The following is a 24,084-nucleotide window of genomic DNA, read 5'->3' as shown; positions in this document are numbered from 1 at the left end:
AATAAGTAAAGGAGAATTTATATGAAAGATAATTTTAATAGAATTATAAACATTAAAAATTTAATGTTGAAAGATATAATATTTAATCAAAAACCTTTTATGTTAGGTATAGCTTTTTCTTTATTTGCTTGTATAGCATTTCAGTTTGATTCAGATCCAAATCCAACTTTGGCATTGTATATGAGCTTGATGGTTTTATTCACAAATTTTATTGGAAAATCGTGTTCATCAGAAGAGAAAGATAATATTTATAATTATTTGAAAGCAATTCCTATTAGAAAAACGGATATTGTTCTTGCTAAATATTTGAACAGCATATTAGTTATTCTTATAACTTTTTTACTATATTTCTTGGCTTCTATCATACTTCCATTATTTGGAATAAATTCATTGATGATAGGTTTAAATTTATCAATATTGCTAATTAGCATTTATATATTGTATTGTTCAATTTATTTATTCATCTTCTTTAAATATAATTATTCTAGTGCACAAAATACTGTACTAATAGTTTTTATATTAATGTTTATTATTCTGAAATTTTTTAAAAATAAAGCTAAAATCCATTTGGTAGGTATTTTACGAATTGATTTAATATATATAGTAATTTTAATGTCGTTAGTTCTGTTTTTAATATCATATAAGTTATCTAGTAAATATTTTATTAGTAAATCTAATAAGGATAGTATTAAAAGTTCCTTTAATCTTAAAATTAAGAGTATTTTAGAAAGGATGGGATTGTCATAAAAAAATTATCTATAAAGAAAATTATTTTTATTGTTTTAAAATTTTTATCAGTATTCATAGTTCCATCAGTAGTTTTATATCAAAGATTTTTATTATTTTCAGTATTTTTGTTGATATGTATTATTGAAAATAAAGTTTTAAAAAAAGATACAAAATGGAATAAGTTTTATATTTTAGGAATAGTATTGTTTAGTATAATAGCAACTACTACAGTAATCGTATGAATAAACATCTTACTATATGTAAAGAATAAATTTAATATAAATAAAATAGATAATGAAATAGAAGAATTATTAAATTAAAGTATTCCCTGTAAAATAGACACGAAATAAAAAAGTGTCAGAAAAGAACAGGGAACACTTTTGTTATATAATAGAATAAAAAGAAGGTGAAAAAATGAGTGAAAAAAATTTAGTGAAGAAGAAATAAAAATATTAGAAAATAATAAAAATGTAAAAACAGTATCAAATAAAGGAATAACATACAAAGAAAAATTCAAAAAAATTAATAGAAGGATATTTAAAAGGAAAAACAGCGCTAAAAATATTTGAAGAAAATGGATTAAGTATAAAAATATTTGGAAGAAAAAGAATTGAATCAAGGTAGGTCAAAATCAAGAGAATTGACTTTAGAAGAAAAATATGAAAATTTAAAGGTTGAATTAGAATATTTGAAAATGGAAAATGAACTTTTAAAAAAATTATAAAAGATGGAAAGATTGTGAGAGTTATCAAAATCAGATAGATTTGAGTTAATAAATATATTAATTAATAAACATGGAAAAAAGCATATTAAACATTTATATGATTTTGATAAAGTTTCTAAGAGTGGTTATTATAATCATTTTAATTATAATATTTCTTTTAAAAGACACAAAGGAGCTAGACAAATAAAAATGACTTTAAAATCTTTTTTTGATACAATTTTTAATCTTAAAAAGATTAGAAGACTTATGAAAAAATTTGGCTTATTTTGTCCTATTAGAAAAAAGAATGAGTCTGTAAAGATTAGTGTGTATTAGATATATCTGTTAGCATATAAATATTGAAAAACAACGACAAAAATCTTAAAAAATGTAGTTATTTGAAAAGGTAGCATAAAAACTTTTGTGTAAACGGCTCTTCTTGGAAGGTAAAAATAAATAAAATTAGTTATTATTTTTAAAGTATTTCCATAAGAATTATCGACTATAAAGAAATAAGCTTTAAGAGTAAATTTTAGAAGTTTTTAGTATAATTTTTTGTAATAAATAGCCTTTTGCAACTTTTTATTGCAAGGTATAGCATTATAATATTTAATATTCATTTTTGTGTGTTATAGGTATTTTTTGTTAAGTTACAAAGTATATTTATGTTAGGAATTATAGATATATTTTGTAATTCTTTCATTAAAAAAGATGGATAATTCGTTTAGGACATTGCTCCAGTTTCTATAACGAGCTGTCCATCTTTTTGTTGCATTTATTGTTGCTAAATAAAGCATTTTCAATAATGCATCGTCATTTGGAAATGATGTTTTATTTTTTGTAGCTTTTCTATATTGTCTATTTAATGATTCTATTACATTTGTTGTGTACATTATTTTTCTTACATCATCGCCATAATCGAAATAAGGAGATATTGTTTCCCAATGTTTTTCCCAACTTTCTAATGCTAATTTGTATTTAGTCCATTTATTTTCTTTCAAATCTTGTAAGTTTGAATAAGCAATATCTTTATTTGGTGCTTTATATACTTTTTTTAAATCATTAACAAGTTCTTTTCTATCTTTGTAACTAACATATTTTAATGTATTTCTTATTTGATGTATTATACATCTTTGTACTATAGTATCTGGGAAAGCAGTTTTTATTGCTTGTGGGAAACCTGTTAATCCATCTACAGAAGCTATTAATATATCTTTTATTCCTCTATTTTTTAAATCATTTAATACTCTTAACCAAAATTTTGATGATTCTATTTCACCTATATATATACCAAGTACTTCTTTAAATCCATCTATATTTACACCAAGTACTACATATGCAGTCTTTTTTATTATTTCTCCATCATCTTTTACTTTAAACACTATTCCATCCATAAACATAAAAGTGTATATTTCTTCTAAAGGTCTGCTTTGCCATTCTCTGATTTCAGGTAATATTTTATTAGTTATTTTACTTATCATTTCCGCTGATAATTCTACACCATATATGTCCTCTACGTTCTTTACTATATCTTTTGTGCTTAATCCTAAACCGTACATACCTATTATTCTACCTTCAATATCTGAGATATCTTTTTTATACTTTGGTACTATGGCTCATATTCACCTTTTCTATCTCTAGGTATTTTTAATTCCATTTCTCCAACACTTGTTCTTACTCTTTTTGAACTGTACCCATTTCTAGAATTATCTGTTTTCTTGTTTTCTTTATCGTATTTCCCATAACCTAATTCATCTTCTAATTCTGCTTCTAACATCCCTTGTATTAACGGTCCCACTAATTCTTTTATCTTTTCATATACATCTTTTATTGTGTTTACCTCTGGATCTCTTGCTATTAATCTTGCTAATTTTTCAATGTTGCTTTCTTCTTTTTCTTCTTTTTTCCTTCTTGCCATTTTAAAAACCTCCTTCCTGGTTTTATTTTACCATCCCAAGAAGAAGGTTTTATTTTTTTATTTACACAAATTTTTTTATGGTCTCTTTGAAAATGAAAAAATGTTCCTTAATAGTATGAATTAAATAAATAAAAATTGGTAAAAATAAACTCTTTGCATTGCAAAGAGTTTATTTTTAATTCATACCTTCAATTTCTTTTTGAGCTTTATTTAAAGCTTCTTTTGGACTTATTAATCCTTTTAAAGCCATATAAATATATCTTCTTAATATCTTTGAAAATTCATTATATTTTACCAAAGAAGGTCTATTTACTATATTTTGTAATTCTGTTAATTTTTTTTCATTGTAATATTTTTCTTTAGAATAATCTGTATACATGCTCTTATACAGCGGGATTTCATAATTAAACTTTTTAAAAAATTCTTTTTTAGTAAAAAGTTTTATAGCTTCAATTGAACCTTTAATATTTTTAGAATTTTTTAATATAGCTAATCCTTGAAAACCACTTACTGAAACAGTTTTTTTATTAGTTTTATTGGAAACAGGAATTAATTCAAGACTACCCTTTTTAATTATTTTTGAATATCTTGAATCTTCCATATATCTTGATTGATATGTCCAATTAGTGGTAAAAGCAGCATCACCATTAATAAATACATTTAAAACATCATCTTCTTTAAATTCAAGAGATAGTGGATTTATTAATTTTTCATCTAATAACCTTTTCATGAAAGATAGAGCATTTATTGCTTCTTTTGTATTTACTTTTAAAGAATTATTTTCATAGTATTTACCTCCAAAAGCTCCCAATAACCAAGTGAATTCACACATCAAAACTTCTTCATTTGTCCAAGAATCAACAATTGGATATTCTAAAATCCCTTTTTCTTTAATTACTTTTGCTTGATGTTCCATTTCTTCTAATGTTTTTGGAGCTTCATTGAATCCAGCTTTTTTTAATATTTCTTTATTCACAAAAAAATGTTGTATATTAGTTAAATATGGAAAAGCCCATATCTTATTATTATATTTAAATTGATTAAATATATTTTTGGGAATATCTTCTAAATATTTTTTATTTATTAAGTTATCAAGAGGGTATAACATATGATTTTTTGCTAATTCTGGTATCCATATTAAATCAACTAGAGCAACATCATATAATGGAGAATCTAAATTTTCAGAAATTTTGATGTTTTCGTGCATTTCTTCATAAATTTTAAAAGTAATATTTATATTAGTTGCATTTTGTGAATTTAAATAATTTATTAAGTCTTCTGGCTGATATCCTGCTTGATACATGTACAAAAAATTAACACTGAATATTATTGAATATGATATTATTATAATCAATATAAAAATGTATTTTTTCATTATTTTTCTCCTAAAGTATTTTCATATTTTTTTAATTTATACTGTAATGTTCTTAAACTAATTCCTAATGATTTAGCTGTTTTTGTTTTGTTTCCAGAAAATATTTCTAATGTTTTTAAAATTACATTTTTTTCAATTTCTTCTAATTTCATTAATGAAAAATTATCTGATTTTAAAAGTTCTTCTTTAGAATTTTTTGCTTTTAATTTTTTTGCTAATAAACTTTCAATTTCTTGTTTTTTTATTTGTTTACTTGTATCAAAAATTATAAAAATTCTTTCCATAAAGTTTCTAACCTCTCTAATATTTCCTGGCCAATCATATGAGTTTAATATATTATATGAATCTTTAGAAAATGAAATTTCTGGTTTATTATACTTTTGAGAATATTTTTTATTAAAAAATTCAATGAATATAGGTATATCTTGTTTTCTTTCTCTTAAAGGTGGAATAACAATATTTATTATATTTAATCTATAAAATAAATCCATTCTAAAATTTCCTTTTTTTACTTCTTCTTCTAAATTCCTGTTTGTTGCAGCAATTATTCTAACATCTGTTTTTATTTCTTTTGTACCGCCAACTCTTTCAAATACTCCATTTTCTAAAACTCTTAATAATTTGCTTTGCATTTGAAGTGGAAGTTCACCAATTTCATCTAAAAATAATGTTCCTTTGTCTGCAAGTTCAAATTTACCAAGTTTAAATTTATCAGCTCCTGTAAAAGCTCCCTTTTCATATCCAAATAATTCAGATTCAACTAAATCCTTTGGTATAGCAGCACAATTAATAGTGATGAATGGTTTATCTTTTCTTTGGCTAAACTTTTGAATATATCTTGTAAACACTTCCTTTCCAACACCAGTTTCACCTGTAATCAACAAATTAGCATCAGTTTCTGTTACTTTGTTTACTATATAAATAATATTTTTCATTATATCAGACTTTCCAATAACAAAATCTTTTTTTATACTTTCTTGAACAATGTATCTTAATTTTTTATTTTCTTTTTCTAATGAAATTTCTTCATAAGCTTTTTCAATTAAGAACATCAATCTTTTTAAATCAATTGGTTTTTTTATAAAGTCAAATGCTCCGCTTTTCATAGAGTATACTGCATCTTTTACATCACCAAAACCAGTCATAATTATAATTTTTAAATAGGGATTTAAGTTTATTAAATCTTTTATTTTTTCTGTTCCTTTACCATCTGGAAGTATCATATCTAATAATATTAAGTCATAATTATTCAAATCTACTTTTTCTAAACTTTTTAAATTATGAAAGGCATTTACATTATATTCCTTTTTTTCTAAAAATTGTTTTAGTATTTGTGCACTATTTTTATCATCTTCAATTATTAAAATATTTTTCATAAAGTTTTCTCCTTATTTTCAAAGTTTAGAGTTACTTTTGTACCTTTTTTTGAACTAATAATTTTTATATCTCCATTTAACTCTTTTACTATTGAATGTACGATAAATAATCCAATTCCATTTCCGTATTTTTTAGTTGTAAAAGGTTTTTTAAATAAATTTTTTTGATATTCTTTTGGTATTCCAATTCCATTATCTTCTACATCAATTAAAATTTTATTTTTAACATTAGATACATTTATAAGTATTTTTTTTGAATTATTTTTATTTTCCAAAGCTTCAACGGCATTGTTTATTATATTATAAAATAATTGATTTAATCTTTGTGGATTTGCTTTTATTAAAATATTTTTGTTTGACTTAGAAAAAACAACTTCTATAGAATTTTCTAAGAGTTTATATTTTAAAAGATTTAATATTTGAGATATAACACTGTTTATATTTATTTCTTTTTCTTCTGATTCCATGATAGCTCTTGAAGACCATTCCTCAACAACAGAATCTATAATTTTTATTTGTTCTATTATTAAATTACTGATTTCACTTATTTTTTTATTTTCTTCAAATTCTAAGTTTAAATATTGTAAGTTAAGATACATTGAGTTTAATGGATTTCTTATTTCATGAGCAGCAATTCTACCAAACTTTTCTTTTTCTACTAATTTTTCATTTAATGAATATAAATCATTCATTTCTTTTTCTAATGAAATATCTCTTATTAAAATTAATAGTGCTGCATCTAAAAAATTTCTACTTACTTCAATTAATTTTTGTTCATTTTTAATTTTTAATGAATATATTTTATTAGTGGATTTTTTTAGTTCTTCTTTTCCAATTTTATTTAAAACTTCTTCACCAAATTTATTTTTTACTTTTATGCTTCCATCTAAATCAAAAAAAATAATGCCTTCATGTAAGTTATTAACCAAATATTTTAAAGTGTTTTTTTCATTTTTAAGGGTATCTATATTTTTTTCTAATTCTTTGTGCATATAATTTAAATTCTTAGATAAAGTATTTATGGAGTTAACTAAGTCTTTATAACGATTGTTTTCTAAATTTTTAACATTTATTTTCACATTAAAATTTCCTTTAGCAATTTTTTTAATTGATTTTATAGATAGTTCAACAGTTTCTATATTTTTTCCAAAATAAAATAGTGCAAAATAAATTAAAAGTGGAGATATAAGAATCCAGATCAATAAAGAAGTATTTAAATTTGAAGATATATTTTGAAAAAAAACATCTTTTATTTTATTTTGAATTAAATTTAATTGAGAAACATTGAATGATAAAACAAAAGTAATATCTTTTGATAATTTTTCTGATTTTGAAGGATATTTGTATTTTCCTGAATTTACATAATTATTATTTAATTTAAAATCTATATAAAAATTATCATTTTGAAAAATTTTGTGTTTTTTACCAATTATTGAAATTATTGAAATAGAAGATAAATTCAATGAATTTAAAAAGTATTTATCTAATTTCATTGAAGCATAGACTTGAACATTATTTTTTGATGTTCCAGATATCATATATATATTTTCATTGTCTTCAAAGTAACCATTTTCTATAACATTTATTTCTGGAAAATTACCTACTTTAATTCTTTTTTTATTGTCAATAATGATTATAATCCCATCTGCAGAAGAAGAAGTTAATAGTTCATTAATGTGTATGTTTAAGGTGTTTATTAATCCATATGTTGCATAATCTATAAGTCGTTGATTGTTCAATATATTTTTTGAAAATGATTTTAAAGAATTATTGTATTCAAAAAAATTATTTAATGCAGTTGGATATATTTTATTAACGAGTTCAAAGCCAAAATCATCTATTTTTTCTTTTGTATATCCAGATAATTCATTAAAAATATACTTTGTAATGTAAGTTTTATTGAAAATTGTGAGTATTGTAGGCAAAATAACAAAAATAATAATTATTAAAATAAATCTTTTTTTTAAGGTCATAAGTTTTCCCCCAGATATTTTTGCATACTACATGCAATTTTTGCACTGCGATTATATTATTTATTTTAAAAGTATGCAAATTATTCATATTACTATAAAAGAGAATTAACTCAAATTAAATTTAATTGTAGTAATAAATCTTTTATTTTGTAAAAAATATAAATATAAACTTAACAAGTTAAATAAGAGGTGGCACAGTGTTGCTAAAGTATATATGTATGAGTTTTTATAATTTGGAGGTGGAGTTATGAAAAAAGTTTTGTTGGCATTGTTGGCTATTTTTGCAGTTACTATTTTTTCTGTTGATGTAGGAATTGTTTTACCTACAAAAGATGAACCAAGATGGGTACAAGATGAAGCAAGATTTAAGAGTGCATTAAATGACACTAACTATTCTGTTGAAGTTTTATTCAGTCAAGGTAGTTCTGCAAAAGAAAGACAAAATGTTGAAGCATTACTTTCAAAAGGGATTAAAGTATTAATCATTTGTCCACAAGATGCTGTAGCAGCTGCTGGTACAGTAAACTTAGCAAAAAAAGCTGGAGTAGAGGTAATTTCTTATGATAGACTAGTAACTAACACAAATTCTGTTGATTATTATGTAACCTTTGACAGTGTTGAAGTTGGAAGAGCACAAGGTAGATTTTTAGTTGATCATGCAAGTGGAAAAAATAATCCATTATACTTATATGCTGGAGCATTATCAGACAACAACGCATTTTTATTTTTCCAAGGTGCATGGGAAGTTTTACAACCAAAAATTGCTGATGGTACATTTAGAATTATTAATTCTACAGAAGCACAAAATTTAAAAAATAAAAAGAATTTAAGTAGAGAAGAAACATCTAAAATAATAAATCAAATTACAACAGATTGGAGTTTTACAGTAGCAAGAAGAAAAGCTGAAGATAATTTAACAAGAGCAAGAAGAACAGATAAAGGAAATGTATTTATTTTAGCACCAAATGATGGTACAGCAAGAGCTATAGCAGATGCATTTAAACAAGATAGAGATGTTAAAAGCTATTATGTTACAGGTCAAGATGCTGAAAAAGCTTCTATTCAGTATATTATTAGTGGAAAACAATCTATGACAGTATTTAAAGATGTTAGATTGTTAGTAAAAGATGCTATAAATGTTGCTCAATTCTTATTAAAAGGAGTAAAGTTGATAACACCACAAGCATATGACAATGGATCAAAAATGGTTCCTGCAATTCAATCAGAAATTCAAGTTGTTACAAAAGATAATGTAAAAAAGATCTTAATAGATTCTAAATATTATAAAGATTCAGATTTTAGATGGTAAATTTCTAAAGGGGTAGTGAAAAACCACTACCCTTTTTTAAAGTAAGGGGTGATGTTATTGAGTGAATATATTCTTGAAATGAAAAATATAACTAAAGAATTCCCGGGAGTAAAAGCTTTAGACAAAGTTAATTTTAAAGTAAAAAAAGGTGAAATACATTGTTTAATTGGTGAAAATGGATCAGGTAAATCAACACTAATGAAGGTTCTTAGTGGATTTCATAAGTATGGAAGTTATGATGGTGAAATAATTTTTGAGGGTGAAAAGCAACAATTTAATAGCATATATGATAGTGAAAAAATTGGTATTATAACAATTTATCAAGAATTAGCTTTGATACCAGAACTAACTATATATGAAAATATTTTTTTGGGTCATGAAATTAAAAACAAAGGTATGATAGATTGGAATAAAACTACATCTGAATCTGAAAAAGTTTTAAAAAAACTTGGATATGAATTGGATACATCAAAAAAAATAAAAGATTTTGGTGTTGGAATACAGCAAATTATTGAAATAGCTAAAGCTCTTAGTAAAAATGTTAAATTATTAGTTTTAGATGAACCAACTTCATCGTTGAATGAAACTGATAGTGAAAATTTATTAAGAATAGTAAAAGAATTAAAAAAACAAGGTATTACTTCTATTTTAATATCTCATAAATTAAACGAAATTTTAGAAGTTGCTGATACGATAACAATTTTAAGAGATGGATTAACCATAAAAACAATTGAAAATAATGAAAATATAACTGAAAATGAAATTATTAAGCATATGGTTGGGAGAGAAATTACTGATATTTATCCAAAAAGAGATAGCAATATTGGAGAAAAATTATTTGAAGTAAAAAATTGGAAAGCTTTTGATACAAAAAATGAAAGATATGTTGTGAAATCTGCTAATTTTAATGTAAAAAAAGGAGAAATAGTTGGTATTGCTGGATTAATTGGTGCAGGTAGAACAGAACTTGCACACAGTATTTTTGGAAATCCAGATGATTATAAGATAAGTGGTGAATTATATTTTGAGGGTGAAAAACGAAATTTTAAATCAACATCAGATGCAATAAAAACTGGTATTGCATATGTTTCAGAAGATAGAAAAGGGAATGGACTTATTTTAGACTTTGATATAAAAACTAATATTACAGTTGCAAACTTGAAAAAAATAATAAAAAATAAAATGTTTGTAAATGAGAATGAGGAAGTTATAGTAGCTCAAGATTATAGAAAATCATTAAAAATTAAATCTTACAGTATAGAACAAAAAGTTTTAAATCTTAGTGGAGGTAATCAACAAAAAGTATCTTTAGCAAAATGGCTTTTTGTATCACCAAAATTATTGATATTAGATGAACCAACAAGAGGTATAGATGTTGGGGCAAAACATGAAATATATAGTATTATGAATGAATTAGTTAAAGAAGGTATGAGTATAATAATGATTTCTTCAGAACTACCAGAAGTTTTAGGAATGAGCGATAGAGTATATGTAATGTCTGGTGGAAAGATAACTGGTGAACTCAGTAAAGAAGAAGCAACTCAAGAAAAAATAATGGTATTAGCTGTAGATTATTAGGAGGAAGAGAGCATGTTTAATGAAATAGGAACATTACTCAAAAAAAATATAAGAGAATATGGAATGTATATAGCTCTTGCAATCATTATGTTGATTTTTTCTGTATTAACAAATGGATTATTTCTTTCTGCAAGAAATATAAGTAATTTATTTAATCAAATGGGTTATATTGCTGTATTGGCAGTTGGTATGACATTAGTAATTGTTATAAGACATATCGATCTTTCTGTTGGATTTGGTTCTGGATTTTTAGGTGCAGCTGCAGCAATATTATTGATGAATCATAATGTCCCAGTTCTTCCAACAGTAATAATTGTAACTTTATTAGGTATTGCCATGTGGCTTGTTATAGGATTTTTAGTATCATATATAGGTATACCTTCATTTGTTGTTACTTTGGCAGGAATGATGGTGTTTAGAGGAGCATTATTAGTTTCTACTGAAAAAAGTGGGACAATTATAATATTAAATGATACATTTAATATTATTGGTAATGGCTATATTCCAGATTTTTTTCACGGTGAATATATTCATATAACGACATTGTTAATAGGTGTACTTATTGTATTATTTTATATTTATTCAGATATAAAAAGCAGAAATAATAAAATGAAATATAACTTTGAGGTATTATCTGTTCCAGTATTTATAGTTAAATTAATATTAATGTCTTCAATAATAATGTATGTTTTTTGGATTTTAGCAAATTATAATGGTTTATCATGGACAGTTGTAATAGTTTTAATTGTTACTCTTATTTATCATATTTTTACTACAAAAACAGCTTTAGGAAGACATATTTATGCTGTTGGAGGAAATCCAGAAGCAGCTAAACTTAGTGGTATTAGTTTAAATAAAATTACTTTATTTGTTTTTGGATCAATGGGATTTTTGACAGCATTATCAGGAATTTTATATGCATCAAGATTTCAATCAGCAACACCTACTGCTGGAGCATCTTTTGAACTTGATGCTATAGCAGCTGCATTTGTTGGAGGAGCTTCAGCTGCAGGAGGCGTTGGTAAAGTTACTAACTCTATAGTAGGAGCCATTGTTATGGCATCACTTATTAATGGTATGAATTTAATAGGTGTTGGTATATCTTATCAATACATTATTCGTGGAGCAGTCCTTGTTGCAGCAGTTATATTTGATATTAAAACCAGAAGTAAAGCATCATAATATCTCCCCTTTATATATAAGTATATAAAAAATAGTAAAACTCTTTTTTGAGTTTTACTATTTTTTTATTTCAATAATTACATTTCATTAAGAACTTTAATTCCAAGAAGGTTTAATCCTTCTTTTAATATATGAGCTGTTTTTTCACACAAAATTAGTCTTGAATTTAATTCAATATCAGTTGATTTTAATATAGGTGTTGAACTATAAAAAGAATTAAAAGTTTGAGCTAAGTCAAATAAATAATCCGTTAAAAGATTAGGTTTATAAGCATCTGCAGCTCTTAAAACAGCTTCAGGGAATTTAATTAAGGTTTTTGCTAATTTTTCTTCAGCTTCAGTTGTTAAAGATAAATTATTTGAAAGCTTATCTATATTTGCTTTTCTAAAAATAGATTGTATTCTTGCATATGTATATTGAAGATAAACTGATGAATTTGCATTAAAACTCAAGGTTTTATTCCAATCAAAGATAACTTCACTGGTTCTATTTTGACTTAGATCACCATATTTTACAGCTCCAATTGCTATTATTTCAGCTTTTTCATCTATATTTTCATCATTTGGATTTCTTTCTTTTAAAATGTCTAATACCTTTTCTTTAGCTCTATCGAGTAAGTCTTGTAATTTTATAACATTACCTTTTCTTGTTGAAAATACTCCATCAGCAAATCTCATTAATCCAAAGTAAACATGTTCTTTTTTTACATCCCAACCGAGCATATCAGTTATTGCAAAAACTTGTTTAAAATGAAGTTGTTGTCTATCATCAGTTACATAAATTAGTCTATCTACATTATATTTTTTTCTTCTAAAATCTATACATGCAAGATCTGATGTTGTGTATAAAAAGGCACCATCACTTTTTTGAACTAAAGCTACTGGTATATGAGATTCTTCAGGAAATTTTACTACAAGAGCCCCTTGGTCTTTTTCAGCAATATTTTTTTCCTTTAATAATTCTATTATTTTTCCCATCTTGTCATGATAAAATGATTCACCATAATATGTATCAAATTTTATGTACATTCTGTCGTATATTTTATTGTACTCACTCATGGAGACATCAATAAATTCTTTCCAAAGTTTTCTGTTTTTTTCATCCCCATCTTGAAGTTTTTTTAATTCAGCTCTTGCAATATCAAGAAGTTCAGGGTTTTCAGCAGATTTTTTTTCAAATTCAACATATATTCTTTCTAATTCATTTATAGGATTTTTTTCATAATTTTCTTTGTCTAACCATCTTTCATAAGCAACAATTAACTTACCAAATTGAGTTCCCCAATCTCCAAGGTGATTATCTCCAATAACATTGTATCCTACGAATGTATAGATTCTTTTAATAGCATCTCCAATAACAGTACTTCTTAAATGTCCAATATGCATTGGCTTTGCAATGTTTGGAGAAGAATAATCTATGACTATGTCTCCAGAAATATCTCTATTGAAGTCAATCTTTTCTTTTCCAGTAGAAAGAACATAATTTTCAATAAAAGATTTTTTTAAAAAAATATTTATAAATCCAGGACCGGCTATTTCAACTTTTTCAATTACATCATTTTTTTCAAGATTATCTACTATTTCTTGAGCTATAAGCCTTGGGTTCTTTTTAAATACCTTTGCATTTATCATAGCATAATTAGTTTGATAATCTCCAAAAGTTGGATTATTTGTTTCTTGTATAAATAATTTTTCTGCATTTTCTTTTCCATAAAGTTTTGAAACAGTTTCTACCAATATTTCTTGAAGTATATTTTCAATTAATTTAATATTAATCACGCTCCTTAAATTTTTATATTTTGTATTTTATATTTTGTATATTTTGCCGTAATTTTGTTTTATGCATATTATCACTCCTAAAGATTTAAACTTTATAGTATAATTAAAATGAGGTGATTAAAGTGAAAAAAAGTGTAATTATCATTGTTTTCTTTATTATAGCATTTTTATTTTTTTTATTCATTAACATTAATAAAAAAAATGTTAAAAATGTTTCTTTTTTCAACATGGATAATAACAATAATAATTATCCAGATATATTAGAACTAGATTATAAAGATTCAAATAACTTTAGATTATGGTATTCATCGATATTAATTGCTATTTTAAAAAAAGATATAAAACTTCCTAAAAATTATCAGGATTGTGCAGGATTAGTTCGTTTTGTATATAAAGAAACACTAAAAAAACACAATAATGATTGGATAAATCAAAGTAATTATAAAGGACCAATTTTTAATGACATAAAGAAATATAATTATCCAGATATTCCTTATATAAAATCAAAATTATTTAAAATAAAAGAAGAATTAAAAACAAATAATTTTTCAACTTATGCTTCTGCAAGGTATATAATAGAATTTAATATGAATTATGTTTCAAAAGATATAATATTTGCTAAAAATGGAGATATATTAGCATTTTTTCATCCAGAAGATACAGATTTTCCATATCATTTAATGATATATTTTAAAAATACAAAAAATAAGTATGTAATATACCATACAGGACCAATAAATTCAAACAATAAAGGTGAAATTAGAGTAGTAAAAATAAATGATTTATCTTTAGTTGATCCAACTTGGCGAGTAAATAAAGATAATAAATATTTTTTAGGTATTTATAAATTTAAAATTTTAAATTAAAATCTTTTAATTGGAATTGTTTTGGTGTTATTCCAAATTTTTCTTTAAAAATTTTTATAAAATAAGAAATATTTTCATAACCTAAATCATAGGCTACATCGGTTACACTCTCATTTAATAATCTTTTTTTTGCTTCATTTAATTTTAAATTTTTTAAATAATTATTTGGAGAAATTCCTGTACACTTTTTAAAATATGTAGAAAAATTTGAAGTGGACATGCTTAAATAATTTGCTAAATCATTTACTGTTAAATTGTTTAAAAAATCATTTTTCATCTTTGAAATAGCTTTTTGAATTAATGTGTTTTCATGACATAGTAATGAATTAGATAATTCATTTGTTAATAAAGAATAAGTTATTTCTTGAGCATATAAATCTAATAAAAATTCTTTGTTTTTAGTATTTTGTAAAAAGACATTGTGTATTTTATTAAGTACATCATCTATTAAATTAACTTTGCTCTTAAAAAGAGAAACTTCTTTTTGTTCAACATTAAATTTTATTGAAATTTGATTTGATATATTGTGTATTAATTCATTACTTATCTCTAAAACAAAAGCCTTTGTTGGTTTTTGTATTTCCATTTCAACAGAAGAATTTGAAGGTAATAAAATAAATTGATCTTTATTATAAATAAATTTTTCATTTGAATTGATAGTAACTCTTTTTTCTCCTTCTAAAATAGTACACAATCTTGGATATTCATAAGATTTATAAGATCCTTTATAATAACTATTAAAATCATAGTATAAAACTTTCATATATTTTGTTTCTAAACCATCATTCATTTCAAGTTTTCTGTTAAATGAATTCATTAAAAACACCTCTTTATTATTTTCCTTGTTAAAATTATAACATTTTAAAATTAAAAAAATAGAATATTTTTATGAAAAAAGTGTTAGTTTTTTTTTTAACAAAAGAATATACTTTTAATGTGAAAATAATAATTTAAAGAGGTGATGAAAATGGGTTATAAATTTTTTATGCCAACGATGAGTTTAATGGGAAAAGGATGTTTGAATGAAGCAGGAGATGCAATAGTAGAAAATGGATTTAAAAAAGCTCTTATAGTTACTGATAAAGTTTTGGAAGAAATAAAATTAGTAAATAAATTAACAGATATGCTTGAAGGTAAAAAGATTGACTATGTTGTTTATTCTGGAGCACAACCTAATCCAACTATTTCAAATGTAGAAAATGGATTAAAAATGTTAAAAGAAAATAATTGTGATTTTGTAATGTCTTTTGGAGGAGGATCACCACACGATTGTGCAAAAGGAATAGCACTTGTTGCTAAAAATGGAGGTAGCATAAAAGATTATGAAGGAGTAAATAAATCTAAATTACCACAACTTCCATTAATTGCAGTTAATACAACAGCTGGTACAGCAAGTGAAATGACTATGTTTGCAATTATAACAGACGAAGAAAGACATGTTAAAATGGCAATAGTTGATAAACATACTACTCCAATAATAGCTGTAAATGATCCTGAATTAATGATGGAAATGCCAAAATCTTTAACGGCAGCAACAGGAATGGATGCATTAACTCATGCAATAGAAGCTTATGTTTCAACAGCAGCAACACCAGTAACAGATGCAAGTGCACTTCATGCAATTACATTGATTTCAAAATACTTAAAAAAAGCTGTTGACAATGGACAAGATGTTGAAGCAAGAGATAAAATGGCATATGCAGAATTTTTAGCTGGTATGGCATTTAACAATGCATCATTAGGTTATGTACATGCAATGGCACACCAACTTGGGGGATTTTATGATTTGCCACACGGAGTTTGTAATGCAATACTTTTACCACATGTTCAAAAGTATAATTCCCAAGTATCTGCTAACAGATTAAAAGACGTGGCAAAAGCAATGGGAGTCGATGTTTCTAATTTAAATGCAGAAGAAGGTGCAAAAAAAGCTTTAGAAGAAATTAAAAAATTATCAAAATCAGTTGGAATTCCATCTGGTTTAAAAGAAATAGGAGTTAAAGAAAAAGATATAAAAACACTTTCAGAAAATGCTTTGAAAGATGCATGTGGTTTTACAAATCCAAAACAAGCAACACTTGAAGAAATAATGAACATATATAAAGAAGCATTATAATAAATATAAATTATTAAAATTATAAAAAATCCTCTTTTTAAAAGAGGATTTTTATTTATCAAAAAACATAAACTTTTATGTTATAATTTATTTATAAAACTTAATTGAAAAGGGGGATATTATGAGTATTGAAAGAGAAAAAAAGTTTTATATATTAAAAAATACGTCTATTATTGATAATTTAAAAGATAATTGTATAGAAAAAGTAGGGATTATTCAATGGTATACAAAAATTAAAGATGAATTTGAAGAAAGAATAAGATTAAATATAAGATTATTAAATGATGGTTATTCTTATGAATGGATAAAAACAATTAAGAAGGAAACAAATAAACTTAATGAAAGAGAAGAAATTGAAGAATCAATTGATTATAGTCTTGAGAAAGATTTAATGGATAAACCATGTATTGCTAAAATAAGATATGTAGTAAAAAAAGACCCAGAAATTATCATTGATGAATATTTATTTCAAGATAATATTAATTATAATGTTGTAGATAAATATGATTTAAATAAAATTTATATTGTTGAAGTTGAAGAAAAATCAAAAAAAAATATTGACTTAGATAATGAAGCAAAAAAAATTTTTGGAAAAAAATTAAAATTAATAGACAAAAATGATGAAGAAAAACTAAAGAATAAAAGCATTGCTAATATTTTTAAGTTTGATAAAGAAAAAAAGATTTTGAATATAACTGATATCAAATTTTTTATAGAAAATAGATTAAAAGGAAAAGTTGATGTATTTTTATCACTTGGATTATCATTGAAAAGTAATATTAATAATCCTAAAAAAAATATATTTGATGAAATAAAAAAGATGTTTAAAGATAAAAATTATTACAATAGAGAAGCTTTAATTGAAAGTTCTGCAGAGATAGGAACTTTAATATCACTTAAAGAGAGTGGATTTGATATAAATACCGTATATACTTATGTTTCAAATCCTTTTATAGATGAAAAATTTGATGTTGAATATTTAGAAAATACTGATAAAAATTTTAGAAAAAATTATTCATCTTTTTTTGATACGGAAATTAATGATTTTAATCAAAAAGAATATTTTTTTAATGAAAACAGAAGAAGATTTCCAAGTGTTTATCCATTTTTCTACAAAATATGTAAAGATATATTAAATATTAAAAATATTGAATATATATCTAATGATTATGATTCTAATGATAGCAATAAGTCAAAAACTTTATTTGTAGATACTTGGGATGTTTTAAATAAATTATATCAAAGTTCTAACAACTTAATATTTGATATAGGACCAGGTAATAAGTTGTTTTCAATAATAGTTTCTTTGTATGCGTTATTTAATAAAAAAGAATTTTATTATAAGTTTGAAACTGGAGATATTTTTAAATTTCCTGAAATAGGAATAGATTGGGATTATCAATATCTTGATGAATTATACAATATAATAAATAATTATAGAAATAAAGAAGAATTTAATAAAATTTATAAGTACTTACCCAAAAATATTCAATCTTTGTATTATAAAAACAGAGAAGAATTAAAAGAGTTTTTTCCAGTAGAATTGATATTGAAAAGTTATAAAGAAAGAAGAAATATGCCATTTGGATATGGAGAATCTTATTTAAAATTTATTAAAAATAATGAATTATATGATTATATTAAATATGGAATATTTAATAAATGGACTCATATGTGGATAGGAGACTTAATTCCAGAAACCGTAGAACATTCACAAAGACATAGTAAAAGATTAATGGAAATGACTGTAAAAATTATAAGAGTTATTGGAGAAAGGAACTTCTTACCCAAAGTAGAATTAGATAAAGAGTATGTTGAAGGTATAAATTATAGAGACTTATTTTACTTTTTGTTTGGAGTAGCTTTAAATGTTCATGATTTAGGACATACATATTCAAAGTTTAAATTAAAGTCTAGAGAAGATTTTTATGTGGATGCTTTTCCTTCTTTAGTTAGAGATTTACACAATGAATTAACATTAAATTTAATAGATGATGAATCGTTTGATATTTTAGCTATTAATAATAAATTTTCTGATAAATCAAAAACTTTACAGGATTTATTTGGCAATAAATCAAAAGAAATTATAAACGCAATTAAATATATTTGTAAATATCATAGAGGTTATCTACCAATTGATGATAAATTAGAAAAATGCGATAAGGAGTATGTAAAAATTTTTGATATTGATTATTCTCCTTTAGCTAAAGTAGTTGAAAATATAAAAGATGATAACTTAAAAAAAATTATTATTCATTCAGCAAGATGGATTAAGTTTATAGATGGAACAGACGTTCAAAACGATAGAATAGTTACAAAAAGCTATCATGAAATGAAAAAACAAAGAACTGCTTTTGATATTATGATTAATATAAATAGATTTTTAAATGATTCTAAAAATATAGATACTATTTATGAAGAATTTGAAACTAATTTTAAATTGATGAATGAAAATTTAAAATTAAAAAATAAAAATTATAAAGAAATAGAAGAAAAAGCAAAATCGTTAGAAAAGAAATTATACAATAAATTAAAAGAATATATAAAAGATAAAAATGAAATTAACTTAAATAGATTAGGGCAAGTTAATAAAATTTTATTTAAAGCAAGACAATTTCCACATTTTGATAAACATTTTGCTGTTAATTCAGTATTTCCAACTTGGTTTGAATGGTCAGATAAAAAAGATGTAATGACAATACATTTTAAATTGATTAAAAATCCAGAATTTGAAGGGGAAAAAAAATATATAAAAAATGATATAACTAACGAAGTTAAAAAAGATATAACTGATGAACTTGAAAATGCTAATATTACTATTAATAATAAAAAATTAAAAATAGAATTTGATTAATAATTTAAAATAAAGGTGAATTATTCACCTTTATTTTTTATATTTTTTGAATTTGAGTTATTATAATTTTGTGCTATTCATTTTCAATAATGAAATTTTCAGATACATTAAAATGTTTGGCTGTAATTTTTATAGCTTCTTCCTTAGTTTTTCCAGTTAATAATAACATCATCATATATACATCTATTTCTATTAATTTCATTTATTTCACCTCCAATACTTTTTTATAAATAGTATTAATTTTAATTATTTTTTTTATAAATTTCTTTTTCATTGGTAGAATTTTTTTGTATTTCATTGCTTTTTTCACCTTTTATTATTTTTAAACTAACTATAAGAAATATTATTATAAATAATGCTAAAATTAAAAATATCAATAAACTTTCTATCATTTTTGTTTGGTTTTCTATTACTATACTTTGATTTTTAGTGGTTTCTGCTAAATATAAATTTGTGCATGATGAAAATAACATTAATATAATCGTTGAAATAATTATAAATACTTTTTTCATAAAAAATCACCACCTTTATTATTTTTTATCTTTTATCAAATTATGATTCGACATTATTAATTGTAAAAATAAATAAAGAGGAGCAAAGCTCCTCAAAGAGATTTAATCTTCTTTTTTTTCTTCATTTTTCTTTTCATTTATTTTTTTATCATAATACTTAAAAAAATGCTTAGTTAATTCTTTTATTTGTTCTGAAAATAATGTTCCAATTACTATACCAATTATAAATTCTAACATGTTTACTCCTCCTTTCGAATTTTTTTAAATACTTTTATAAAACAAATAAAAAATAGGGAGCAAAAGCTCCCAAGAATTAATATAAAGTATCAACATAATAATACAATTTTTCCTTAAAACCTTTAGTAATCCAAAGTTTAGAAATTTCATGTCTTAATTCATATTTTGAATAACCTTTCTTTTTGTATTCACGCATTAATTTTTTCATTGCATAATCAATTCCATAATTATCTAAATAATTGACTATAACAGGAGCAGAAGCTAAAACAAGCATTCCACCAGCCATACCAGCAGGACCACCAAGTGTTGATAAGGTTGTAGATATAGCAGCAGCACCAGCTAAACCTGATGTTGCTAACATTGCTAAAATTACCATACCCAATACACCAAACGAAGCTAATTTTACTATTACATCCATGATTTTCACCATCCTTTTTTATATTTTTTGTTTCTCTATGTTATTATTCGACATTAAACAAATAAATAAAAAAGATGCATTTTCATTGAAAATGCATCTTCTAATTTATGATACTTTAAATAAAAAAATAAAGTATTTTCAGAACTTGCTGAAGAATATGATTAATCCCTTTCAGGGAAGAGTAGCATTCAGACTTAAAGTTATCTTGAGAAAAAGTGGGGTCGAATACATGTTATTATCCCTTTCAGGGAAGAGTAGCATTCTGTATTTTGCAAGTGAAGAATAAGCCAAATTACAATTGAAAAATGGGCCAAAAAAATAAAACGCTGAATAAAACCACGTTTCAGGAAACATTAAGAGTTTGTTAATATTATAATCTCACCAATCTTTCTATAAGCATCCCTCCAATCAATCCAAAGATTTTATAAATTCTTCTGTTTCTTTTAATCTATAACTATGTTCATATTGGCCATATAAGCTCTATGAGTTAATCTATCGATCATAGCTGCAGATAATACAGGATCATTAAATATTTCTTCCCATCTATCAAAGGATAAATTAGTTGTTATTACAGTAGATTTTCTTGTTGCTCTTAGAGATAATAAAGAAAATAATAATTCAGCACCTTCTTTGTCAAAAGATATGTATCCTAATTCATCACATATTACAAGGTCATATTTTCCAAATTTACTTTGAAAAGCTCTCAAAGTTTTATTTGATCTAGATTCTTTTAATTGAGTTATTAATAATGGAATTGTTGTAAATAATACTTTAAATCCTTTCATACAAGCTTTCATACCAAGTCCTATTGCTATATGAGTTTTCCCTGTTCCAGGATTACCAGATAATATTACATTCTGATTTGTTTGTATAAATTCTAATGTAGATAATACTTTTAATTTTTTTCTTGCATCTTCTGGTAAATATTCTTTTTCTAAATCTTCTATATATTTTTTTTGTGAGAAATTTGCTGTTCTTATCCTGCTTTTTAATCTTGAATCTAATAATCTTTCATATTCTTTTTTTAATATCTCATACAAAAATGATTCATAACTTATCTCTGTATTATTTGCATCTTTTATATATTCTTTAAAATGTATTTTTAATTTTGATAACTTTAATTCTTTTGAATAAAACTCTATTTCTTCATATATTTTATTTTTGTTATTTTTCATGATTTGATCAGCTCTTTTAAATGCAACAATTGTTTTCTTGAATATTCTTCTATTGTTCCTTGATATTTATTTTTTTGATTATTATTAATTTTATTTTCATAGAGTATCTTTATTTTTGTAGCGCTTATATCTTTTGGACTTATACGTTCTAACTTTTCAATTGTTTCTTCAATATCATTTATTCTTAAATTATTTTTATACATATACTCTAATAAGTTTATGAATTCTTTTGGTTTTGTGGTAAAATAGTTATTGTAGATTTTTTTTATTTTTTGTGGGACCTGATGCAGAGCTAAACTACTATGCAATGCACCAGGTTTTCTTTTTAATAATGATAAATAATGATTTATTTCTATTTTCCACATATTATTACCATATAACCTTTTATGAGTAGCAATAGGTTTTTCATCATATATTATTATCTTTTCTGGATATAACTTAACCTTTAACCATTTATTAGTATATTCTACTGGTACCGAGTAATGACAGTTATTTAAAGTTATAGTTGAATATTTATCTACATAAACTTCTTTTATTATTGAATATTCATATTTTGGTGGTTTGCATATTAAATATTCTTTTTCTTCTTTTAACAACTTTAAAGGGCTAATGTTTGATGTGTTTTTCATATTTTCATTTAAATATTTGACTCTTGAACTCAAAAATTCATTTGCATCATCTATATTTTTAAATTTATCTTTTATTGAAAATGCTCTTTGTTTCAATACATTGACACTCTTTTCTACATGACCTTTTTCATTTGGTTTTCTCACATTACAAAACCTTATATCGAATTTATAATATAATGATAATTTAGTTAAATCATCTGTCAACTCTCTATCGTTATGCCCTACAAATTTTCTTATTGCAACTTTCATATTGTCATATACAATAGTTTTATTAATACCACCAATATGTTCAAAAAACCTTACGTGTGAATCTATAAAACTCTCCATATTTTGTTTTTCATACAATAACGCATATCTATAATTACTATATGCAAAAGTAAATACTGCCATTTGAAACTTTTTATTGATTCCATTTATTTCTAACTTAACTTCTCCCCAATCGAATTCAACAATTTCTCCAGGATTATATCTTTGTTTTATATAAGCCTCTTTAGTTCTTTTTGTATTAAATTTCTTTACAATATTATATATTGTTCCTATACTAATCTCATACCCTTCATCTCGAATAATTTCATACATTTGAGTAACTGGCATAGTTTGTTTTCTCAACCCTTTTTGCCTTTTTAATTCATTTGCTTTAACTAACTCTTCTATTTTAATTCTTAATTCTTCTGTGACTTTTCTGGGTTTTCTATTTGAAACTTTATATTTTGGTTTACCTGTTATAATTTCTATTATTTCTTCTTTACTCTTTTTACTTTCTACCTTTTCAAATTCTTTTAATGCATCTTCATATTCATTTATATATTTATTTACTGTTTTTCTGTTAATTCCTGTTTTTCTGCTTATCTCTGATTTGTTTTCTCTAAAATATAATATTATTATTTCTCTTTTTTGGCCCAATCTTATCATCCTTCCTTCAACTCCTCTCTTGTTCTCTGAGAAGAGTTTATCATATTTTTTCCTTCCTGGCCCATTTTTCAATTGTATTCCTGGCTTACTTTTATTATACATTAAACATTGTTGCATTTTTGGAAATATTTTAGTTTAATTTTTATATGTTTTAGTAGTATTTAAAGGATATAAACTTATGTATATTATTAAAACAAAATGTTTAATACTTTCATATTTCCTCCTCCCTTCAAGATTTTTTAATTAATTACTTTTTTCATCATTAGAAGTTGATATTTTTTTTATAAATATTTTTAAATTTTCTGAAAACAATGTTCCTAATGCTATACCAATAAAAAATTCAAACATTTTTAATACACCTCCAAATTATATTTTCAAAGTGTTATTCGACATTAAACAAATAAATAAATAAAAAAGATGCATTTTCATTTGAAAATGCATCTT

18 protein-coding genes and 2 pseudogenes are annotated in these 24,084 nt (G+C 23.8%); 8 read left to right on the top strand and 12 right to left on the bottom strand.

Features of this window, described 5'->3' with window-relative positions; genetic code table 11:
* Positions 1-21: 21 nt before the first annotated feature.
* Together IGS63_RS09780 and IGS63_RS11860 are read left to right on the top strand one after the other, a co-directional pair.
* Positions 22-747: an ABC-2 transporter permease gene (locus IGS63_RS09780; RefSeq protein WP_190614565.1), complete on the top strand. Its 726-nt coding sequence runs from the start codon at positions 22-24 to the stop codon at positions 745-747.
* A 754-nt stretch (positions 748-1,501) separates the two neighbouring features.
* The gene (locus IGS63_RS11860) at positions 1,502-1,768 is read left to right on the top strand and encodes a helix-turn-helix domain-containing protein (protein WP_420856925.1); all 267 of its coding nucleotides are present in this window, start codon (positions 1,502-1,504) and stop codon (positions 1,766-1,768) included.
* Positions 1,769-2,100: 332 nt separating this feature from the next.
* Here the strand turns inward: IGS63_RS11860 and IGS63_RS09770 are convergent.
* The 4 genes and pseudogenes from IGS63_RS09770 to IGS63_RS09755 all read right to left on the bottom strand — a co-directional run bounded on the left by IGS63_RS09770 (position 2,101) and on the right by IGS63_RS09755 (position 8,074).
* Positions 2,101-3,350, bottom strand: a pseudogene (locus IGS63_RS09770) (IS256 family transposase).
* 175 nt (positions 3,351-3,525) lie between these two features.
* Complete coding sequence (locus IGS63_RS09765; protein ID WP_190614551.1) at positions 3,526-4,725, bottom strand: extracellular solute-binding protein; 1,200 nt, start codon at positions 4,723-4,725, stop codon at positions 3,526-3,528.
* Positions 4,725-6,101 carry a sigma-54-dependent transcriptional regulator gene (locus IGS63_RS09760; protein WP_190614549.1) on the bottom strand — a complete coding sequence of 459 codons (1,377 nt, stop codon included), beginning with the start codon at positions 6,099-6,101 and terminating at the stop codon, positions 4,725-4,727. The genes IGS63_RS09765 and IGS63_RS09760 overlap by 1 nt, the downstream gene beginning before the upstream one ends.
* The gene (locus IGS63_RS09755) at positions 6,098-8,074 is read right to left on the bottom strand and encodes a sensor histidine kinase (RefSeq protein WP_190614547.1); all 1,977 of its coding nucleotides are present in this window, start codon (positions 8,072-8,074) and stop codon (positions 6,098-6,100) included. Before IGS63_RS09755 ends, IGS63_RS09760 begins: the two co-directional genes overlap by 4 nt.
* 247 nt (positions 8,075-8,321) lie before the next feature.
* Here IGS63_RS09755 and IGS63_RS09750 point away from each other — a divergent pair, with 247 nt between their 5' ends.
* From IGS63_RS09750 to IGS63_RS09740, 3 genes are read left to right on the top strand one after another with little or no spacing between them, the layout of a single operon-like run.
* A complete protein-coding gene (locus IGS63_RS09750) occupies positions 8,322-9,383 on the top strand; it encodes a sugar ABC transporter substrate-binding protein (RefSeq protein WP_190614545.1) in 1,062 nt (353 codons plus the stop codon).
* Between the two features lie 57 nt (positions 9,384-9,440).
* Complete coding sequence (locus IGS63_RS09745; protein WP_190614544.1) at positions 9,441-10,961, top strand: sugar ABC transporter ATP-binding protein; 1,521 nt, start codon at positions 9,441-9,443, stop codon at positions 10,959-10,961.
* Positions 10,962-10,973: 12 nt separating this feature from the next.
* The gene (locus tag IGS63_RS09740) at positions 10,974-12,143 is read left to right on the top strand and encodes a sugar ABC transporter permease (RefSeq protein ID WP_190614542.1); all 1,170 of its coding nucleotides are present in this window, start codon (positions 10,974-10,976) and stop codon (positions 12,141-12,143) included.
* 77 nt (positions 12,144-12,220) lie between these two features.
* Here the strand turns inward: IGS63_RS09740 and argS are convergent, their stop codons facing one another.
* Positions 12,221-13,912, bottom strand: coding sequence for an arginine--tRNA ligase (gene argS, locus IGS63_RS09735; RefSeq protein WP_190616164.1), 1,692 nt, complete (start codon positions 13,910-13,912; stop codon positions 12,221-12,223).
* A 131-nt stretch (positions 13,913-14,043) separates the two neighbouring features.
* On the opposite strand from argS, the gene IGS63_RS09730 reads away from it, so the two are divergent.
* Complete coding sequence (locus tag IGS63_RS09730; RefSeq protein ID WP_198423048.1) at positions 14,044-14,787, top strand: DUF1175 family protein; 744 nt, start codon at positions 14,044-14,046, stop codon at positions 14,785-14,787.
* On the opposite strand, the gene IGS63_RS09725 is transcribed toward IGS63_RS09730, so the two are convergent.
* On the bottom strand, positions 14,771-15,604 hold the full coding sequence (locus tag IGS63_RS09725; protein ID WP_190614541.1) for a helix-turn-helix domain-containing protein: 834 nt from the start codon (positions 15,602-15,604) through the stop codon (positions 14,771-14,773). The two genes, IGS63_RS09730 and IGS63_RS09725, sit on opposite strands and share 17 nt — an antisense overlap.
* 150 nt (positions 15,605-15,754) lie before the next feature.
* Here IGS63_RS09725 and yiaY point away from each other — a divergent pair, with 150 nt between their 5' ends.
* On the top strand, positions 15,755-16,903 hold the full coding sequence (gene yiaY / locus IGS63_RS09720; RefSeq protein WP_190614539.1) for an L-threonine dehydrogenase: 1,149 nt from the start codon (positions 15,755-15,757) through the stop codon (positions 16,901-16,903).
* Between the two features lie 121 nt (positions 16,904-17,024).
* The gene (locus IGS63_RS09715; RefSeq protein WP_190614537.1) at positions 17,025-19,757 is read left to right on the top strand and encodes a CYTH domain-containing protein; all 2,733 of its coding nucleotides are present in this window, start codon (positions 17,025-17,027) and stop codon (positions 19,755-19,757) included.
* Positions 19,758-19,830: 73 nt separating this feature from the next.
* On the opposite strand, the gene IGS63_RS11805 is transcribed toward IGS63_RS09715, so the two are convergent.
* The 6 genes and pseudogenes from IGS63_RS11805 to istA all read right to left on the bottom strand — a co-directional run bounded on the left by IGS63_RS11805 (position 19,831) and on the right by istA (position 23,640).
* Positions 19,831-19,959: a hypothetical protein gene (locus IGS63_RS11805; protein ID WP_269777930.1), complete on the bottom strand. Its 129-nt coding sequence runs from the start codon at positions 19,957-19,959 to the stop codon at positions 19,831-19,833.
* Positions 19,960-19,999: 40 nt separating this feature from the next.
* Positions 20,000-20,269 (bottom strand): hypothetical protein, encoded by a 270-nt coding sequence (locus IGS63_RS09710; protein WP_190614535.1) that lies wholly within the window; start codon positions 20,267-20,269, stop codon positions 20,000-20,002.
* 102 nt (positions 20,270-20,371) lie between these two features.
* Positions 20,372-20,506, bottom strand: a complete 135-nt coding sequence (locus tag IGS63_RS11800; protein WP_269777929.1) for a hypothetical protein — start codon at positions 20,504-20,506, stop codon at positions 20,372-20,374.
* 76 nt (positions 20,507-20,582) lie between these two features.
* Positions 20,583-20,924, bottom strand: coding sequence for a hypothetical protein (locus IGS63_RS09705; protein WP_190614473.1), 342 nt, complete (start codon positions 20,922-20,924; stop codon positions 20,583-20,585).
* A 408-nt stretch (positions 20,925-21,332) separates the two neighbouring features.
* Positions 21,333-22,099: pseudogene (gene istB, locus IGS63_RS09700) on the bottom strand (IS21-like element helper ATPase IstB).
* Positions 22,096-23,640, bottom strand: coding sequence for an IS21 family transposase (istA, locus tag IGS63_RS09695; protein ID WP_190614534.1), 1,545 nt, complete (start codon positions 23,638-23,640; stop codon positions 22,096-22,098). The pseudogene istB and the gene istA overlap by 4 nt, the downstream one beginning before the upstream one ends.
* Positions 23,641-24,084 lie beyond the last annotated feature (444 nt).

Origin of the sequence: Tepiditoga spiralis (genome assembly GCF_014701195.1) — a bacterium.
Taxonomy (GTDB): domain Bacteria; phylum Thermotogota; class Thermotogae; order Petrotogales; family Petrotogaceae; genus Tepiditoga; species Tepiditoga spiralis.
Note: the sequence above shows the minus strand (reverse complement) of the source record. Positions and strands in the feature narration are given on the sequence as shown.

Excerpts from the sequence above, each read along its gene's own strand:
- IGS63_RS11800 (WP_269777929.1), bottom strand. The coding sequence starts at position 20,506 with ATGTTAGAATTTATAATTGGTATAGTAATTGGAACATTATTTTCAGAA.
- IGS63_RS09765 (WP_190614551.1), bottom strand. The coding sequence starts at position 4,725 with ATGAAAAAATACATTTTTATATTGATTATAATAATATCATATTCAATA.
- IGS63_RS09710 (WP_190614535.1), bottom strand. The coding sequence starts at position 20,269 with ATGAAAAAAGTATTTATAATTATTTCAACGATTATATTAATGTTATTT.
- IGS63_RS09715 (WP_190614537.1), top strand. The coding sequence starts at position 17,025 with ATGAGTATTGAAAGAGAAAAAAAGTTTTATATATTAAAAAATACGTCT.
- istA (WP_190614534.1), bottom strand. The coding sequence starts at position 23,640 with ATGATAAGATTGGGCCAAAAAAGAGAAATAATAATATTATATTTTAGA.
- IGS63_RS09755 (WP_190614547.1), bottom strand. The coding sequence starts at position 8,074 with ATGACCTTAAAAAAAAGATTTATTTTAATAATTATTATTTTTGTTATT.
- IGS63_RS09760 (WP_190614549.1), bottom strand. The coding sequence starts at position 6,101 with ATGAAAAATATTTTAATAATTGAAGATGATAAAAATAGTGCACAAATA.
- IGS63_RS09705 (WP_190614473.1), bottom strand. The coding sequence starts at position 20,924 with ATGGATGTAATAGTAAAATTAGCTTCGTTTGGTGTATTGGGTATGGTA.
- IGS63_RS09750 (WP_190614545.1), top strand. The coding sequence starts at position 8,322 with ATGAAAAAAGTTTTGTTGGCATTGTTGGCTATTTTTGCAGTTACTATT.
- yiaY (WP_190614539.1), top strand. The coding sequence starts at position 15,755 with ATGGGTTATAAATTTTTTATGCCAACGATGAGTTTAATGGGAAAAGGA.
- IGS63_RS11805 (WP_269777930.1), bottom strand. The coding sequence starts at position 19,959 with ATGAAATTAATAGAAATAGATGTATATATGATGATGTTATTATTAACT.
- IGS63_RS09780 (WP_190614565.1), top strand. The coding sequence starts at position 22 with ATGAAAGATAATTTTAATAGAATTATAAACATTAAAAATTTAATGTTG.
- IGS63_RS09740 (WP_190614542.1), top strand. The coding sequence starts at position 10,974 with ATGTTTAATGAAATAGGAACATTACTCAAAAAAAATATAAGAGAATAT.
- IGS63_RS09725 (WP_190614541.1), bottom strand. The coding sequence starts at position 15,604 with ATGAATTCATTTAACAGAAAACTTGAAATGAATGATGGTTTAGAAACA.